At 66.7% G+C, this 16,632-nt stretch carries 14 protein-coding genes and 1 tRNA gene; 8 read left to right on the top strand and 7 right to left on the bottom strand.

Annotated features, from left to right (window positions below; all coding sequences use genetic code 11):
- Positions 1-100: 100 nt before the first annotated feature.
- A complete protein-coding gene (locus AU175_RS09180) occupies positions 101-1,330 on the top strand; it encodes a beta-ketoacyl-[acyl-carrier-protein] synthase family protein (protein WP_066287747.1) in 1,230 nt (409 codons plus the stop codon).
- Between the two features lie 46 nt (positions 1,331-1,376).
- Here AU175_RS09180 and radA read toward each other — a convergent pair whose 3' ends face one another.
- The 6 genes from radA to AU175_RS09150 all read right to left on the bottom strand — a co-directional run bounded on the left by radA (position 1,377) and on the right by AU175_RS09150 (position 7,253).
- Complete coding sequence (gene radA, locus AU175_RS09175; protein WP_066290856.1) at positions 1,377-2,750, bottom strand: DNA repair protein RadA; 1,374 nt, start codon at positions 2,748-2,750, stop codon at positions 1,377-1,379.
- Positions 2,751-2,779: 29 nt separating this feature from the next.
- Entirely contained in the window at positions 2,780-3,187 is a 408-nt protein-coding gene (locus AU175_RS09170) for an ATP-binding cassette domain-containing protein (protein WP_442855290.1), read from the bottom strand.
- A gap of 248 nt (positions 3,188-3,435) precedes the next feature.
- Entirely contained in the window at positions 3,436-4,563 is a 1,128-nt protein-coding gene (locus AU175_RS09165; RefSeq protein WP_066287741.1) for an FUSC family protein, read from the bottom strand.
- Positions 4,564-4,694: 131 nt separating this feature from the next.
- Positions 4,695-5,708 (bottom strand): inorganic phosphate transporter, encoded by a 1,014-nt coding sequence (locus tag AU175_RS09160; protein ID WP_066287738.1) that lies wholly within the window; start codon positions 5,706-5,708, stop codon positions 4,695-4,697.
- 1 nt (position 5,709) lies between these two features.
- Positions 5,710-6,327 carry a DUF47 domain-containing protein gene (locus AU175_RS09155; RefSeq protein WP_066287734.1) on the bottom strand — a complete coding sequence of 206 codons (618 nt, stop codon included), beginning with the start codon at positions 6,325-6,327 and terminating at the stop codon, positions 5,710-5,712.
- Positions 6,328-6,593: 266 nt separating this feature from the next.
- Entirely contained in the window at positions 6,594-7,253 is a 660-nt protein-coding gene (locus AU175_RS09150; RefSeq protein WP_066287731.1) for a hypothetical protein, read from the bottom strand.
- A gap of 209 nt (positions 7,254-7,462) precedes the next feature.
- Between AU175_RS09150 and AU175_RS09145 the strand changes: the two genes are divergently transcribed.
- The 5 genes from AU175_RS09145 (at position 7,463) to araA (ending at position 12,977) form a co-directional block, all read left to right on the top strand.
- Positions 7,463-7,535: transfer RNA gene (locus AU175_RS09145), tRNA-Lys, on the top strand.
- Between the two features lie 167 nt (positions 7,536-7,702).
- Entirely contained in the window at positions 7,703-8,728 is a 1,026-nt protein-coding gene (locus AU175_RS09140) for a LacI family DNA-binding transcriptional regulator (protein ID WP_066287728.1), read from the top strand.
- Between the two features lie 175 nt (positions 8,729-8,903).
- A complete protein-coding gene (gene araB / locus AU175_RS09135; RefSeq protein WP_066287726.1) occupies positions 8,904-10,697 on the top strand; it encodes a ribulokinase in 1,794 nt (597 codons plus the stop codon).
- Entirely contained in the window at positions 10,694-11,398 is a 705-nt protein-coding gene (locus AU175_RS09130; protein ID WP_066287723.1) for an L-ribulose-5-phosphate 4-epimerase, read from the top strand. The genes araB and AU175_RS09130 overlap by 4 nt, the downstream gene beginning before the upstream one ends.
- Positions 11,399-11,456: 58 nt before the next feature.
- Positions 11,457-12,977, top strand: a complete 1,521-nt coding sequence (gene araA / locus AU175_RS09125; protein WP_066287721.1) for an L-arabinose isomerase — start codon at positions 11,457-11,459, stop codon at positions 12,975-12,977.
- Between the two features lie 25 nt (positions 12,978-13,002).
- Here araA and AU175_RS09120 read toward each other — a convergent pair whose 3' ends face one another.
- Positions 13,003-13,800 carry a GAF and ANTAR domain-containing protein gene (locus AU175_RS09120; RefSeq protein ID WP_082979075.1) on the bottom strand — a complete coding sequence of 266 codons (798 nt, stop codon included), beginning with the start codon at positions 13,798-13,800 and terminating at the stop codon, positions 13,003-13,005.
- A 477-nt stretch (positions 13,801-14,277) separates the two neighbouring features.
- Between AU175_RS09120 and arfA the strand changes: the two genes are divergently transcribed.
- On the top strand, positions 14,278-15,804 hold the full coding sequence (gene arfA / locus AU175_RS09115; protein ID WP_066287718.1) for an arabinosylfuranosidase ArfA: 1,527 nt from the start codon (positions 14,278-14,280) through the stop codon (positions 15,802-15,804).
- 141 nt (positions 15,805-15,945) lie between these two features.
- On the top strand, positions 15,946-16,521 hold the full coding sequence (locus AU175_RS09110; protein ID WP_066287716.1) for an HhH-GPD-type base excision DNA repair protein: 576 nt from the start codon (positions 15,946-15,948) through the stop codon (positions 16,519-16,521).
- Positions 16,522-16,632 lie beyond the last annotated feature (111 nt).

Below are 16,632 nucleotides of genomic sequence, written 5' to 3'. Positions count from 1 at the left end.
ATCCGTCGGGTGAACGGAGCCGAAGACTCATTGGGACGTTCGCGCTGCCCGGCATGCGGGCAGCCGCCTCCGTCCCGCAACAAGAAAGCCAGGTACCCAGATGTCTGCAGTCCAACCACGCGCGCTCATCACGGGCGCCGGCACGATCAACCCCCTCGGCTCCAACGTTGGGCAGACTTGGGACGCGTTGCTTGCCGGCCGCTCCGGGATCGCTGCCCTGGACAATGACTGGGCCGGACAGTTGCCCGTGCGCATTGCCGGCCAGGTCACCGCCGACCTCTCGGAGCACCTGACCACACGCGAGCTCAAGCGGATGGACCGATGCGGACAGCTTGCCCTGGTGGCCGCCCGTGAAGCATGGCAGCAGGCAGGGGCGCCGGACGTCGACCCCGAGCGGTTCGCCGTGGTGATCGGTTCGGCCTACGGCGGCCTCGGCTCCACGATTGAGCAGGACAGGGCACTGGCCAGCGGCGGCCCGCGCCGGGTATCGCCGCATACCCTGACCCGCCTGATGGTCAACGGCCCCGCTGCCTGGGTCTCCATCGACCTTGGTGCCCGCGGCGGAGCCCGCACACCTGTCAGCGCCTGCGCCTCCGGGGCCGAAGCCATCGTGCAGGGTGCCGAAATGATCCGGTCCGGAGCGGCCGACGTCGTCATCGCCGGCGGCGTGGACGCCTCAGTAAATGACCTGGTAATCACCGGGTTCTCCCAGATCCGGGCCCTCTCGACGCGCAACGGCGAACCCCAGCTTGCGTCACGCCCGTTCGACGGCGGCCGCGACGGCTTTGTCCTGGCCGAGGGTGCCGGCATTGTGGTGCTGGAGAGCGAAGCGCATGCCCGCGCGCGTGGTGCCGCCGTCCTGGCAGAGGCCGCCGGCGGATCAGTGACCTCGGACGCGAACGACATCGTGGCTGCCGACCCGGCCATGCAGCGGAGGGTCATGCAGAAAGCCCTGGCCTCGGCCGGGATGGACGCCGCGGACATCGGCTTCATCCACGCCCATGCCACCTCCACCCCGGTGGGGGACCGGCTCGAAGCCCAGGCCATCACAGCCATCTTCGGTGCCAACGTCCCGGTGACCTCCACCAAGGGCCACACCGGCCACCTGCTGGGCGGCGCCGGTGCGCTGGCCGCCGTCGTGGTGGTCCAGGCCCTGCAGACCGGGCAACTCCCGGGCACGCTGAATGTGGAGGCACTGGATCCGGAGATTGACCTCAACGTCATCACGGACACCGCCCACACGCTCGCGCCCGGCTCCGCCGCTGCCGGCCTGGTGAACGCCTTCGGGTTCGGCGGACACAGCGTCGCGCTGGTGATTGCGGGGAACTGAACACAGCAGCATCAGGGCCGGGCGTTGGCCAGCTGCCTGGGCCTGCTTATCCGATCAGCAGGCTCAGAGCTTCCGTCAGGTGCTCCACTTCGCGCACGGAGAAACCAGCCGGAACGGGGCCCGGACCGTTGTGGCTGGCCGGGACGACGGCGTGGGTGAAGCCCAGGCGGTGGGCCTCCTGGATCCGCTGGTTGATGCCAGGCACGGGCCGGACCTCCCCGGCCAGGCCAACCTCGCCGAAGGCGATGAGCCGGGTGGGCAGGGGCTTCCGGGCCTTGGCCGAGGCCACCGCCAGGGCGACTGCCAGGTCCGTGGCGGGTTCGCTGAGCTTCACACCGCCCACTGTGGCCACGTAGGAATCGTCCTTGTGCAGCAGGCATCCGGCCCGTTGCTGCAGGACGGCCAGGAGCATGGACACACGGGAACTGTCCAGGCCGCTGGTGGCCCGGCGCGGCTGGGAGTTGGGGCTCTCGGCCAGCAGCGACTGGACCTCGGCCAGCAACGGACGCCTGCCCTCCATGGTCACCGTAATGCACGTTCCGGATACCGGGTCCTTGGTGCGGCTGACGAAGAGCCCGCTGGGATCAGCCAGGCCCTGGATGCCGTCCTCGTTCAGGTCGAAGCAGCCCACATCGTCCGTGGGCCCGTATCGGTTTTTCACGGCCCGGAGCAGCCGCAGCCTGGAATGGCGCTCGCCTTCGAACTGGCACACAACATCAACCAGGTGTTCCAGCAGCCGCGGGCCGGCGATGGAACCGTCCTTGGTTACGTGGCCCACCAACAGGGTGGTCATGTTGCGCCGTTTGGCCGAGGCGATGATGGACGCCGCGACCTCGCGCACCTGGGACACCCCGCCGGCGCTGCCGTCCACGTCCGCGCTGCTGAGGGTCTGCACCGAGTCCACAATGAGCAGCCTCGGCTCGATTTTCTCGACCTGGCCAAGTGCCTGCCCCAGGTCCGTCTCAGCGGAAAGGTAGAGGGAATCCGCGACGGCGTCGATCCGTTCGGCGCGGAGCTTCACCTGCGCGGCGGACTCCTCGCCCGTGACGTAGAGGACGTCCTGCGCAGTCCGGGCGAACTTGGCGGCCACGTCCAGCAACAGGGTGGACTTGCCCACGCCCGGCTCGCCGGCCAGCAGGATCACGGCGCCCGGGACCAGGCCACCGCCCAGGACGCGGTCCAGTTCGTCCACGCCTGTGGGAAGGAACGCCGCGGTGGTCGCGTCCACTTCGGCAATCCGGCGCGCCGGCTCCAGAACTGTTGTTGCCGCCGTCGTGCGCGCCACGGCGGCGCCGGTTTCCTCAACGGTGCCCCAAGCCTGGCACTCGCCGCAGCGGCCTACCCACTTGACCGTGGTCCAGCCGCACTCGGCGCACTTGTAGGCAGGCGCCTTGGACGCCCGGGAAGTCTTTGTAGCCATGCGTTCCACCCTAATGGCGGGGGCGGACATCACCCTGCACGGATCGTCTCCACGGTACGCCGGAAGACCGGCCGCGCGCAGCCCAGTGCGTTAACCAAGGGTGACGTGCCGGCTGTCAGGTCGGGGAAGAGCGTTGGTTCCTGGTAGATCACGGAAATGCCGGCAGCCTTGCTCTCTGCCACATTCTTGAAGTTGACCGGTTCATCGTCCACCCTGAAGTCCCCCGAATCGGGATGGTGCAGTCCGGCCAGGATCTTGACCAGGGTGGATTTGCCGGCCCCGATTTCTCCGACGAGGGCATGGATTTCACCCGGCAGAATTTCCATGGTCCCGTCGGCCAAGGCCACCACGGGGCCAAAGGTTTTCGCCGCGTGGGCCAGGGAGATGACTGGAAGCGAACCCCCCGTCCGGGCTGGACCGGGAATCATTGGGTTCATGCATTGAGATACCGCACCTTTGGGGCTCATCTAATGAATCGTTTCACGTCCTCTGTGATTTGAATCATAGGCTCGCACCAGGGTCCCGTCAACAGAATGCGGATGGCTGGTCCTAGGCGTTATTGATTCGTTTCATTGGCCGTCAGTGCACCTGGGTTGCGGGGCCGTTGACGTGGTCCACTCCGGACGGGTCACCCCCGTTCGAACCACGAAGGGCGGAGCGCTGCCCAAGGCCCAACCCTGGCGGGCTACAGCCCCGGCAGGACGTCCCGGGCTTCGCGGGAATCCATCCCCGTGGCCTCCAGTAGGTCCACCATCAGCGGCCGGAACAGCATGACTACGGTTTCGCCTTCAAGCCGCTGCACTTCCAGCAGTTTCGGATGCAGGCGGAGGGCGATTTCGCTCAGGTCCTGCCGGGCCTTGCGCAGGTGGGCGCGGCGGACGCCGTCGTGCGTTTCCGCCAGGCCCAGCGACAGTTCGTCAATGGCGGCAGCGGTGTCCTGCAGCACCTCGGCAATGTTTTCGTTGGCCTCATCGGACAGGGCGGCATGGTTGATGGCACTGGTAAGCCGCCGCGCGAAGACCCTGCTGTTACGCAGGGCCAGGTCGATGAAGTTCAGCGACTGTTCCAGCCGGTCCAGTTCGTCGCGGTGCCGTCGGTAGGCAGGCGCCAGCGTTGCCACCTCGCCCGAAGCGCGCAGGGAGTGGCGCATCCCGTCCACCAGCGGCTGGCAGTTCCGTCCGCGGATGAGCGCGTGCCACGCCTGCGTGGAGTCGCTGGTGCTCAGGGCTGTGGCGCACTCCCGCAGCACTTCTGCCAGTTCATGGAGCAGCTTCTGGACATCCTTCCGGGGTTCGCGGCGCGGATCCTTTGGCACAAGGATGGTCACCAGCAGTGCGAACAGCCCCCCGACGATGGCATCGAGACTGCGCGTGAAGGGCCCGCCTGCGGGCGCCGGCAGGAGCACCACAAGCAGCGATTGCAGCCCCAGTTGCGTGGTGAAGATGTTGCCGCTGTCCAGGAACCGCGCCAGCAGGATGGAGATCAGGAGCACGAGGGCGGCAACCCAGATTCCACCGCCCAGCCAGTGGAGGAGCAAGTCACCCACCGCGATGCCGATGGTGCAGCCCAGCCCCACTTCCACCACCCTGCGCAACCGTGGCTCCCGGGAGAAGCCCAGCGCAATCAGCGATGACGTCGCCGCGAACAGCGGACCGGAATGCCCCAGCACGTACTCAGCGAATGCATAGGCCCCCACGGCGCAGCCGGTCATCTGAATGGCGGGGAACAGCGAGTTGCGGCTGCGGATCAGGCCGGTGCGCACGCGGCCACGCAGGAAACGCCCGCTTGCTGAGAATCCTGTTGCGATGGCCATGCGCTCAAGTCTATTCACCGGCAGAGCACTGCGGCCGGACATGTGATCGGCGCAACCTTCTTGCATCGATTGCTCCGGCAACGCCCTTTTGACACCCCAAAAGGGCGTCCTTGGAGCAATCGATGCGCCGTTCAGCCCGCCAGCGGTGACAGCGCGAGGGCCAGGACAAAGGCCCCGGCGGCCGTGGCGACCGGCGTCAGGACCCAGAGCGCCAGTATCCGGATGACCAGCCGCCGGTTGGTCACCGAGAAGTTCTGGTTTTCGCCGGCACCAAGGACCCCGGACGTCACAGTGTGCGTGGTGGACAGCGGCAAGTGCAGGCCGATGGCGCCGACAAACAGCATCACGGCACTGAAGATCTGGGCCACTGAACCGCGCAGGGGGTCAATCCGGATGATCTTGTAGCCGATGGTGTGGGAGATGCGCCAACCACCGAAAAGTGTTCCGGCTGTCATCATTACGGCGGACAGGAGCGCGACCCACATCGGGATGGTGCCGCCGTCGGAATAGCCGCCGGCCAGCAGGGCGAGCAGCAGCACCGCGCTGACGCGCTGTCCGTCCTGCAGACCGTGACCAAACGCCACGGCGCCGGCGGCGATGGACTGGCTGCGGCGGAAGCGGGTGTTGACGACGTTGGGCTGGGTATAGCGCGCCGCCCATGTGGCCGGGTAGACCAGGAGGAAGGCGCCGCTGTAGGCAACCAGCGGTGAGAGCAGCAGAGGCAGGACCACCTGGAAAAGGAGCGACTCGTCCACGCCGCCTACCGCGCCACCGCCCACTGCCAGGCTTGCCAGTCCGGCGCCGGAAAGGCCACCAACGAGGGCGTGAGTGGAGGAGGTCGGGATTCCGCGCCACCACATCAGGATGCCCCAGGCGCAGGCGCTTACCAGGCCTGCAGCCAGGATGTTGAGGCCGTTGACACCGCCGGGCAGGGTGATCCAGTGCTGGCTCACCGCCACGGCCAGGCCTGCGCTGAGGAGGGCGCCAAGGAAGTTGAAGAAAGCGGCCAGCAGCACGGCCACGCTGGGGGTGAGAGCGCGTGTGCGGACAGCGGGTGCCACGGCGGTGGAGACGTCCCGGAAGCCGTTGACGAAGGCAAACGCGGCAGTCAGCAGAACCACCAGGCCGAAGATGGCTGCAGTCAACTCAGGATTCCTTGACGATGATGCTGCCTACCTGGGTGGCGATCCGCCGCATGTCCTTGGTGACCTCAACCAGCTGGTTGGCGATGTCCCGGTTCCGGGAGTACTGCGCCCACTTCATGTCCGAAATCATGTCCGCCACCCAGACGCGGTGGGTGCGTTCGGCGCGCTTGGCCAGACGCAGGATCTCGATCCAGTAGTCCTCAAGGCCGTCCAGGTTGTTCAGCTGGCGCATGGCGTCCACGGTCAGTTCGGCCTGGCGGCTGATGATCTCCAGCTGGTCCGCCGCCCGCTTGGGCAAGCGCTCCAGCTTGTACAGGGCCACCAGCTCCGCGGCGGCGTCGAGTTTCTCGATGGCCTCGTTGAGGTAGCGGGACAGCGCGTACATGTCCTCGCGGGGGAGGGGGTTCACAAAGCTGGTGCGCATGTGGGTGAGCAGTGCGAAGTGCAGCTCCGCGGACTTGGCCTCGTGGTTGTGCATGTCCTCCACGAGTTTGCCGTGCTCGGCTGCGGGGACGCCCAGGATCTCCGCAAGGGTGGCGGTGGCCAGGACGATCTGGCGCGCCATCTCCGAAAGGAGGTTCAGCCCGGCGGGCTCCTGGGGAAAAAGGCGCAGCTTCACGTGGGTACCGGTCTCCGGGAAATGTACTGTGATGGGGAAGCCGGCTTTGTGACTTGACCGCAGCCAGCAATTGACCATTACTCTACCGGGCTGTCACAGGCACCAAAAAATGGCACAAAAATGGTGCCGAACCGGATACGCCTCTCGGCGGTAGGCCGCTCTAGGCGGCTAATTGTTGAAGCCCGGGGGTTTCGCGGCTCGGCACCAGTTTCAGTGTTCTACGTTGGCTGGCCCAAGTCAACATTGACAGATCGGGCCTGCCTGGGTCAGTCCAGCTCGCCCAGGCGCCACGCGTTGGCCGCGTGCTCGAGGTCCTCGGCGGTCTTCACCAACTGGTGGGAGTTCCGCGTGAGCTTACTGGCGTGGGCCTCGTTACCGTGTTCGGCGCCGTCCGCGATGGTCGCCTGGCCGAGCGCCACCACGCGGCAGAACGCCGCGGAACGTTCCAGCGCGACGTCGAACTCGCCGTCGAACGCCCCTGAGAGGATGGCGTCAGCCATGGTCCGCATCTCATCGGCGCCCGGCGGTTCGGCGGCGCCGGCCACCACGTTGGAGACCTGGGCGGTGTCCTTGCCGGCACGGAAGTAGACCGAAATCCGCTCAGGGTCCTGGACGGTGGCGGCGCGGAGGGCGTACAGCCGCCAGAGGGCGCCGGGCAGGGAGCGTGCCGGGCTTTCGGCCCACATCTCCGCGATGGCCTCCAGCCCCTGTTCATCCGTCAGCTTGACGAGCCGTTCAGTGACGACGGGGTCGTCGCTGTCGCGTCCGTGGCGCACCAGTGCCTGTGCGGCGAGGTGGGCGGCCTCGGAGACGCGTGCAGGGTCAGGACCCCCTGCAAACGGCTCAAAGTCGATGGGCGCGAAAGGCTTGGGCTTGTGATGCCGGTTGGCTCCGCCGTAGTGACTGGGTCCTGTTTGCTCGCTCATGCCCCCACGCTACTCCTGTGCCCAAAGGGAATCGAGTGCGGGGCTGGGCGGTACCCGGGGCCTACCCGGGGCGCGGTAACGGGGCCGGAACAGGCCGCTAAGCGTACGACGGCGGCGCGCAGGTGCGTGCCGGAAGAGCCGCGGGTGTGGGGTACAGTATTAACGTCCAGAAATGGACTGGGCTGATCGGCTCTTTTGGCGGTCAGCTGGGGCCTTTAGCTCAGTTGGTAGAGCATCGGACTTTTAATCCGTGGGTCGTGGGTTCGAGCCCCACAGGGCCCACTCTTTTAGCGAAGAGTGGCAAGTCCCCGGCATCCTGGAAACAGGGTGCCGGGGACTTTTCTTTGCCGCGATTGCAGGCGCTCCTAAGCTTGTCCGGGGTTTGGAACCATGACGGCCACGAACCGCGGACAAGCTTGGGAACGCTGCGCAACGGGCACAATGGGTACATGTCAAAAAGCAGCAACGGGCGGCTGCCGCGTCTTGAGGACGTGGCCGAGCTCGCGGGGGTCTCGCACCAGACGGTCTCGCGCGTCATCAACAACCACCCGAACGTCAGCAAGGCCACCCGGGAAAAGGTGGAAGCTGCGATTGCCGAACTCGGGTACCGGCGCAACACCGCCGCCAGGAGCCTGGTGACCCGGCGCTCGCAGACCATTGGGGTGCTGGCCAGCGAACTCTCGCAGTACGGCCCGGCCAACACGCTCCTGGGAGTGGAGCAGGCCGCCCGGGACGCCGGCTATTTCGTCAGCATCGCCGCCCTCCGCTCCGTCGGCCGCGGGGCCATCTTCGACGCACTGCGGCACTTCACGGACCAGTCGGTGGACGGCATCGCCGTGCTGGTGCCGCACTCGGAAACCCTGCAGATCCTTGAGGAATTCAATCCCGGTGTGCCCGTGGTTGCCGTCGGCTCCCTGGGCAACGAGGCCGTCAGCGGTGCCATGGTGGACCAGAAGCGCGGCGCCGAGCTCGCCGTCGGGCATCTCATCGAGCAGGGCCACCGGACGATCGGCCACGTGGCGGGCCCCGGGGACTGGATTGACGGCGCCCTCCGCGCCGAGGGCTGGCGCGCCGCCCTCAAGGACGCCGGACTCCCGCAGGAAATTCTGCACGAAGGTGACTGGAGCGCGGGCAGCGGCTACGAGATCGGCCGCCGGCTTGCCGCCGATCGTACCGCCACGGCGCTCTTTGTGGGCAACGACCAGATGGCGCTGGGCCTCCTGCGGGCGTTCAACGAGGCCGGCGTCCGCGTGCCCGACGACGTCTCCGTAGTGGGCTTCGACGACCAGCCGGAGTCGGGGTACTTCACGCCGCCGCTCACCACGGTGCGCCAGGACTTCGAGGAACTGGGCCGCCGCTGCATGGACATCATGCTCAAGGAGATCGAAGCCGGCGCCGCCGTGAGTTCCACCGTGGTCACCCCTGTTCTGGTGCGCAGGGCCAGCACGGCCCAACCCGCCGCTGGTTCCAGGTAACTGCCCCCTTCCACGCAGGCCGCAACTGTGCTGGCCAGCTCCTAGGCAACTCTCCCTTTCCTGGCCAGGTGCGGTCGCCGCAAAGGCTGTCACCAGGTGGTTGACTTTGCATTTGTTAGCGCTCACAATTGTTGTCAGGCCGCGAAGCGGCGGCAGCTCATTGGAGGAAGCTTTTATGGACGTCACAGTGGACGGCACGGACAACTACGTCATCGGTGTGGATTACGGGACTCTTTCCGGGCGGGCGGTAGTGGTCCGCGTCAGGGACGGCAAGGAGCTCGGCAGCGGCGTCTTTGACTACCCGCACGCCGTGGTCACGGATGCGCTGCCGGCGGATGTTGCTGGCAGGGCAGGCGGATCAGGCGCCCGGCTGCCCGGCGAATGGGCACTTCAGGTGCCCAACGACTACCGCGATGTCCTGCGCAACGCCGTTCCGGCCGCGATCGCAGCCGCCGGGATCGACCCCGCGGCCGTCGTCGGCATCGCCACCGACTTCACCGCCTGCACCATGGTGCCGGTCAAGGCTGACGGAACCCCGCTGAACGAGCTGGCTGGCTTCGCCAACAGGCCGCACGCCTACGTGAAACTGTGGCGCCACCACGCCGCGCAGCCGCAGGCGGACCGGATCAACCAGCTGGCCGCCGAACGCGGCGAAACCTGGCTGCCGCGCTACGGCGGACTCATCTCCTCCGAATGGGAGTTCGCCAAGGGCCTGCAGCTGCTGGAAGAGGACCCGGAAGCCTACGCCGAGATGGACCACTGGGTGGAGGCGGCGGACTGGATCGTCTGGCAGCTGTGCGGCAAGTATGTCCGCAACGCCTGCACCGCCGGCTACAAAGGCATCTACCAGGACGGCCGGTACCCGTCAGAGGACTTCCTCTCCGCGCTGAACCCGGAGTTCAAGGACTTCGTCAGCGCCAAACTCGAGCACACCATCGGCCGGCTCGGCGACGCGGCCGGTTACCTCACAGCCGAAGCCGCCGAGTGGACCGGCCTGCCCGAGGGCATTGCCGTGGCGGTGGGCAATGTGGATGCGCACGTCAGCGCCCCGGCGGCCCATGCAGTGGAGCCCGGCCAGCTGGTGGCCATCATGGGCACCTCCACCTGCCACGTCATGAACGGCACGGAACTGCACGAAGTCCCGGGCATGTGCGGTGTGGTGGACGGCGGCATCGTGGACGGCCTCTGGGGCTACGAAGCCGGACAGTCCGGAGTGGGCGACATCTTCGGCTGGTTCACCAAGAACGGCGTCCCGCCGGAATACCACCAGGCCGCTTCCGAAAAGGGTCTGGGCATCCACGAATACCTCACTGAACTCGCCTCCCGCCAGGCCATCGGCGAGCACGGCCTCATCGCCCTCGACTGGCATTCCGGCAACCGCTCGGTCCTGGTGGACCACGAACTCTCCGGCGTGGTGGTGGGCCAGACACTCGCCACGAAGCCGGAGGACACCTACCGCGCCCTGCTTGAGGCCACGGCCTTCGGCACCCGCACCATCGTGGACGCCTTCCGCGATTCCGGCGTGCCCGTGAAGGAATTCATCGTGGCCGGCGGCCTCCTGAAGAACAAGCTGCTGATGCAGATCTACGCGGACATCACCGGGCTGCAGCTCTCCACCATCGGTTCCACCCAGGGCCCCGCACTTGGCTCCGCCATCCACGCCGCCGTTGCGGCCGGAAAGTACACGGATATCCGGGAGGCCGCGGCAGCCATGGGCTCCGAGCCCGGCGACGTATACATACCCATCCCGGAAAACGTTGCCGCCTACCAGGAACTGTTCCAGGAATACCGCACGCTGCATGACTACTTCGGCCGCGGCGCCAACGATGTGATGCACCGGCTCAAGGCCATCCAGCGCGGGTCCGCCGCAGCGTCCAAGTCCGCCGCAGCGTCCAAGTCCGCCGCAGCGTCCAGCACCGCCGCTGCACCAGACGCCTCCACCCCCGCGACGGTTGGAGCCTCCGCATGAGCACCACGCCGGCACAAACCCTGGAAACCATCGCCCGGATCCGGCAGGAAGTCTGCACCCTGCACGCCGAGCTCACCCGCTACGAACTGGTGGTGTGGACCGCCGGAAACGTTTCGGCCCGCGTGCCCGGCCGCGACCTGCTGGTCATCAAGCCATCCGGCATCTCCTATGACGACCTGACGCCCGAGCAGATGGTGGTCACCGACCTTTACGGGGTGCCCGTGGACGGCGACGCGGACGGTGAGTGGGGCAACCCGCCGCTGTCGCCGTCGTCGGACACCGCGGCGCATGCCTACGTTTACCGCAACATGCCCGACGTCGGCGGCGTGGTGCACACGCACTCCACCTACGCCACGGCCTGGGCGGCCCGGGGCGAGTCCATCCCGTGTGTGCTGACCATGATGGGCGACGAATTCGGCGGCAACATTCCGGTGGGCCCGTTCGCACTGATCGGCGACGATTCGATCGGCCAGGGCATTGTGGAGACGCTGAAGAACTCCAATTCGCCCGCGGTGCTGATGCAGAACCACGGCCCGTTCACGATTGGCAAGGACGCCCGGTCCGCCGTGAAGGCCGCGGTGATGTGCGAGGAAGTGGCGCGCACGGTCCACATTTCCCGCCAGCTGGGCGAGCCGATCGCCATAGACCAGGGCCACATCGACTCCCTCTACGCCCGGTACCAGAACGTCTACGGCCAGTAACGCCTTGCAGCAGCCCACCGCCGCCAGCCCCACCCGAACTTACTTCGCAGGAGAACCCATGAGCACCGCAGCAAACACTTCCCTCGACGGCTACGAGGTCTGGTTCCTCACCGGCAGCCAGCACCTCTACGGCGAGGACGTCCTGAAGCAGGTGGCAGCGCAGTCCCAGGAGATCGCCAACCAGCTCAACGCCTCCTCGGCCGTCCCGGTCAAGATCGTCTGGAAACCGGTCCTGACCGACTCGGACGCCATCCGCCGCACCGCCCTGGAAGCCAACTCCAACGACTCCGTCATTGGCGTCACCGCCTGGATGCACACGTTCTCCCCGGCCAAGATGTGGATCCAGGGCCTGGACCTGCTGCGCAAGCCGCTCCTGCACCTGCACACCCAGGCCAACGTGGAGCTGCCGTGGGCGGACATCGACTTCGACTTCATGAACCTCAACCAGGCCGCCCACGGTGACCGCGAGTTCGGCTACATCCAGTCCCGCCTGGGCATCGCCCGCAAGACCGTCGTAGGCCATGTCTCCAATCCCGAGGTGACCCGCCAGGTGGGTGTCTGGCAGCGCGCCGCCGCCGGCTGGGCCGCGATCCGCACCCTGAAACTGACCCGGTTCGGTGACAACATGCGCAATGTCGCCGTCACCGAAGGTGACAAGACCGAGGCCGAGCTTCGCTTCGGCGTCTCGGTCAACACCTGGTCAGTCAACGAACTCGCCGATGCCGTGCACGGTGCCGCAGAGGCCGACGTCGACACGCTGGTCGCGGAGTATGAGGACCTTTATGACGTGGTGCCGGAGCTCCGCGCCGGCGCGGCCCGACACGACTCCCTCCGCTACGGCGCCCGCATCGAACTGGGCCTGCGCAGCTTCCTGGAATCCAACGGATCCGCCGCCTTCACCACGTCCTTTGAGGACCTCGGTGCGCTCCGCCAACTCCCCGGGTTGGCCGTACAGCGGCTCATGGCTGATGGCTACGGCTTCGGTGCCGAAGGCGACTGGAAGACCGCCATCCTGGTCCGCGCCGCCAAGGTGATGGGTGCGGGCCTGCCCGGCGGTGCCTCCCTGATGGAGGACTACACGTACCACCTGGAGCCCGGCTCGGAAAAGATCCTGGGCGCCCACATGCTGGAGGTCTGCCCGTCCCTCACTGCCGGAAAGCCCAGCCTGGAAATCCACCCGCTGGGCATCGGCGGCCGGGAAGACCCCGTCCGCCTGGTGTTCGACGCCGACGCCTCCCCGGGTGTTGTAGTGGCACTTTCGGACATGCGGGACCGCTTCCGCCTGGTGGCCAACGCCGTGGACGTAGTGCCGCTGGACCAGCCGCTGCCCAACCTCCCTGTTGCCCGCGCCCTGTGGCAGCCGAAGCCCGACTTCGCCACCTCGGCCGCCGCGTGGCTCACCGCCGGCGCCGCGCACCACACAGTGCTCAGCACCGCCGTCGGCATGGACGTCTTTGAGGACTTCGCGGAGATCGCCCAGACGGAGCTGCTGGCCATCGACGCGGACACCACCATCCGCCAGTTCAAGAAGGACCTGAACTGGAACGCCGCCTACTACAAGCTCGCCGGCGGGTTGTAAGTCCGCCGAAGCGGTACCGGCGCGCCTAGTGGTCGAAGTGGGTGCGGGGCGCGCCGTCCGGGAGCTTGTCCAGGATGTCCTCGGCCACCTTGCGGAGCTTGATGTTCCGGTGGCTTGAGGCCTTGGAGATGATGCCGAAGGCCTCCCTGTAGGAGCATCTGTTCTCCGCCATAATCACTCCGCAGGCAATATCGATGGAGGTCCGGCTCTCCAAGGCCGAGCGGAGATCGGCCGCGGAAGTCCGGGCTTCCCTGAGCTCCAGCGCCAGCCCGAGGCTCCGTGATGCCAGGTCGGCGAAGCCAAGCGCGGCGGCAACCACGGCCTGTGGAAATGCGGCCGTCCTGGCGGCAAAAAATGCCAAAGCCGACTGCGCGCCGCCGTCCAGCTGCAGCGGCACGGCGAGGATGCTTTTGTAGCCGGCGGACCTCACCTGGCGCCTGTATTGCGGCCAGCGGAAATCAGCTGCCAAGTGGTTTGCCGCCACCGGGAGACCGGAAGCCAGCGCATCCGTCATGGGGCCCTCGCCCAGCTCCAGTTCCAAAGATGCCAGCCCGCGCGGGCGGTCACCTGTTCCCGCCAGGGTGGCGTGTTTGCCGCCTTGCAGCATCACGGCACAATCCGCTATTCCGTCAGTGGCCTGGCTGAGGGTGTCCCCGGCCAGCCTGGCCAGCGTCTCCAGGGACTCGGTAATGCTCTCGCAGCCGGTTACGAGGTCGAGCAGCAGGCCCTCCTGCAGGCCATTGTGGTCCGCAACCCCGGCTGCGCCGCCGGGCGCCTGCGGGGCGTCGATTGGGGTCGGGAAAGGATTGCCGGGTCTGGTCATGTCACGGTCAGGGGCTGCCCGTGCGGGCGATGAACAGGCGGACGGATCGCGCAAACAGAGGGCCGGCGACGGCTGGGGGAGAGGCCTTGGTCTCAAAGACCTCCTCGTCGCCGGCCCCGCTCATTGCCCCGGTCCATCGGGCCGGGAAATCGCAGTTCGTGGGTCCTGCACGCATCCTTCTTCTCACACCCCCAAGTGAGGAAATCGTGGTTTGTCCTCTCTGTCGAAAGTAGTTCTCTGACGGTCCAAGGTGAACGGGTAATCGGTACTCAATTTTCAAATTAGGTAGTACTTGGTTTTGGCGACGAGTACTCGGATTCGGGGATTGCCCTGTGATGGCCTGCGGGAGGAACCGGCAGACCGCGGCACCACAGAAGCGCCGGGAACCAACTCCCCGGAGGGTCCTTGACTCTGGCAGCCTGCAACACCCACAATTGATTTCTATAACGTTGTAGAAACAGAAATGAGGAAGCTTTCGTGGGCATATCAGAGTCAGCCGCAGCCAAGGTCACCATTGACCCGTCCTTCACCGTGGGGCCGGTCCGCCGCCGGACTTTCGGCGCGTTCGTCGAGCACCTGGGCCGCTGCGTCTATACCGGGATCTTCGAGCCGGAGCACGCGACGGCAGACGAGGACGGGTTCCGGGCGGATGTGCTGGAGCTGACCCGCGAGCTTGGCGTCTCCACCGTCCGGTACCCGGGCGGCAACTTCGTTTCCGGGTACCGCTGGGAAGACGGTGTGGGTCCGGTGGAACAGCGCCCCGCACGGCTGGACCTGGCCTGGCACTCAACGGACCCCAACCTGGTGGGCGTGGACGAGTTCGCCAAGTGGTCCGCCAAGGCAGGCGTCGAAACCATGATGGCCGTCAACCTGGGCACCCGCGGGACGCAGGAAGCCCTGGACCTGCTGGAATACTGCAATATCGACGGCGGCACCGCCTTCTCGGATCAGCGCAAGGCCAACGGTGCAGAGAACGGCTACGGCATCAGGATGTGGTGCCTGGGCAACGAAATGGACGGGCCGTGGCAGATCGGCCACAAGAACGCCCTCGAATACGGCCGGCTCGCCGCAGACACCGCCCGCGGCATGCGCATGATCGATCCGGACCTGGAACTGGTGGCCTGCGGCAGCTCCGGACCCACCATGCCCACGTTCGGCGAGTGGGAGCGGGTGGTCCTGACCGAGACCTATGACCTGGTGGACCTGGTCTCCGCCCACCAGTACTTTGAGGACTTCGGCGACCTTCAGGAACACCTCGCCGCCGGGCACAAGATGGACTCCTTCATCCGCGACATCGTCGCCCACATCGACCACGTGAAGTCGGTGAAAAAGTCCGACAAGCAGGTAAACATCTCCTTTGACGAGTGGAACGTGTGGCACATGAGCCGCGGCGAGTCCAAGTCACCCAGCGGCCAGGACTGGCCCGTGGCACCCGTCCTGCTGGAGGACATCTATACGGTGGCGGACGCCGTCGTTGTCGGGGACCTTTTGATCACGCTGCTGCGCAACACGGACCGCGTGCACTCCGCCAGCCTGGCGCAACTGGTCAACGTCATCGCCCCCATCATGACCGAACCCGGCGGCCGGGCCTGGAAGCAGACCACCTTCCACCCCTTCGCCCTGACCTCCCGCCACGCCGCCGGCACTGTGCTGCAGCTCGCCGTCGAATCCCCGCTGGTCAGCGGCGGCAAGACAGCCGACGTCACTGCCCTGTCCGCCGTGGCAACGCTCGACGCCGACAAGGGCGAGGCGGTGGTCTTCGCCGTCAACCGCTCGGCGACGGACGCGCTTTCGCTTGATGCCGCCGTCGCGGGCCTGGGCAATGTCCGGGTCATCGAGGCGGTCACCTACGCCAACAAGGACCCGTACTGGCAGGCCACAGCGGATGACTCGACGTCGGTCCTGCCCGTGGAGAACGTCAGCGTCAAGGCCGACGGCGGCAGGCTCACCGCCGAACTGCCCGCAGTGTCCTGGACCATGATCCGCCTGGCGTTGGAGTCCTAGGCCGGAACACACGCCCCAACCCAACCACCCCTCCCGAGTTTTTGTCCAGATACGGCGGGATAATGGCCGGCTAAGTCGCCAGAAGTGGACAAAAACTCCTGGTCATGACGCGGGAGGCGGGTTGGTGGAAAGATAAGGGCCATGGAACTGCATATCACCGGTGATCCGGCTGCCGACAAACTCCTGAGCGACGACGCGTTTGCGCTCCTGACGGGCATGCTGCTGGACCAGCAGGTGACCATGGAATCCGCCTTTGCGGGTCCGGAGAAAATCCGGGCCCGCATCGGGTCCATCGAACCGGCCGCCGTTGCAGCCTACGAACCGCAGGCCTTCGTGGAGGTGTTCAAGGAGCGGCCGGCTGTCCATCGCTTCCCTGGCTCCATGGCGGGGCGCGTCCAGGCGCTCGCTGAGACGGTGCAGCGGGACTGGGACGGCGACGCGACGCTGATCTGGACCAAGGGCAACCCCGATGGCAAGGAGGTGCTGCGCCGCCTGCTGCAGCTGCCGGGTTTCGGGGAGCAGAAGGCCAAAATCTTCCTGGCGCTCCTCGGCAAGCAGCGAGGGCTGCAGGCGCCGGGCTGGCGGGAGGCTGCGGGCCACTACGGCCAGGAGGACGCCTTCCTCTCGGTGGCGGACATCGTGGACCCGGAGTCGCTCTCCAAGGTCCGGGCTTCCAAGCAGGCAGCCAAGGCTGCCGCCAAGGCCGCCAAGGGCTGACCCGGATCCAGTCGCTGGACGTTCGCGGCTGGGCTTTACGACAGCGGGTGGTTCCGGTTTCGCCAACATCTGCAACGATGTAATGAAACAGAACGCAAGGAGAACGAAGCA

The organism is Arthrobacter sp. B6 (assembly GCF_001663775.1).
Lineage (GTDB): Bacteria > Actinomycetota > Actinomycetes > Actinomycetales > Micrococcaceae > Arthrobacter.
Note: the sequence above shows the minus strand (reverse complement) of the source record. Positions and strands in the feature narration are given on the sequence as shown.

Coding starts and splice junctions, on each gene's coding strand:
- AU175_RS09180 (WP_066287747.1), top strand. CDS start 101: ATGTCTGCAGTCCAACCACGCGCGCTCATCACGGGCGCCGGCACGATC.
- radA (WP_066290856.1), bottom strand. CDS start 2,750: ATGGCTACAAAGACTTCCCGGGCGTCCAAGGCGCCTGCCTACAAGTGC.
- AU175_RS09170 (WP_442855290.1), bottom strand. CDS start 3,187: ATGAACCCAATGATTCCCGGTCCAGCCCGGACGGGGGGTTCGCTTCCA.
- AU175_RS09165 (WP_066287741.1), bottom strand. CDS start 4,563: ATGGCCATCGCAACAGGATTCTCAGCAAGCGGGCGTTTCCTGCGTGGC.
- AU175_RS09150 (WP_066287731.1), bottom strand. CDS start 7,253: ATGAGCGAGCAAACAGGACCCAGTCACTACGGCGGAGCCAACCGGCAT.
- AU175_RS09140 (WP_066287728.1), top strand. CDS start 7,703: ATGTCAAAAAGCAGCAACGGGCGGCTGCCGCGTCTTGAGGACGTGGCC.
- araB (WP_066287726.1), top strand. CDS start 8,904: ATGGACGTCACAGTGGACGGCACGGACAACTACGTCATCGGTGTGGAT.
- AU175_RS09130 (WP_066287723.1), top strand. CDS start 10,694: ATGAGCACCACGCCGGCACAAACCCTGGAAACCATCGCCCGGATCCGG.
- araA (WP_066287721.1), top strand. CDS start 11,457: ATGAGCACCGCAGCAAACACTTCCCTCGACGGCTACGAGGTCTGGTTC.
- AU175_RS09120 (WP_082979075.1), bottom strand. CDS start 13,800: ATGACCAGACCCGGCAATCCTTTCCCGACCCCAATCGACGCCCCGCAG.
- AU175_RS09110 (WP_066287716.1), top strand. CDS start 15,946: ATGGAACTGCATATCACCGGTGATCCGGCTGCCGACAAACTCCTGAGC.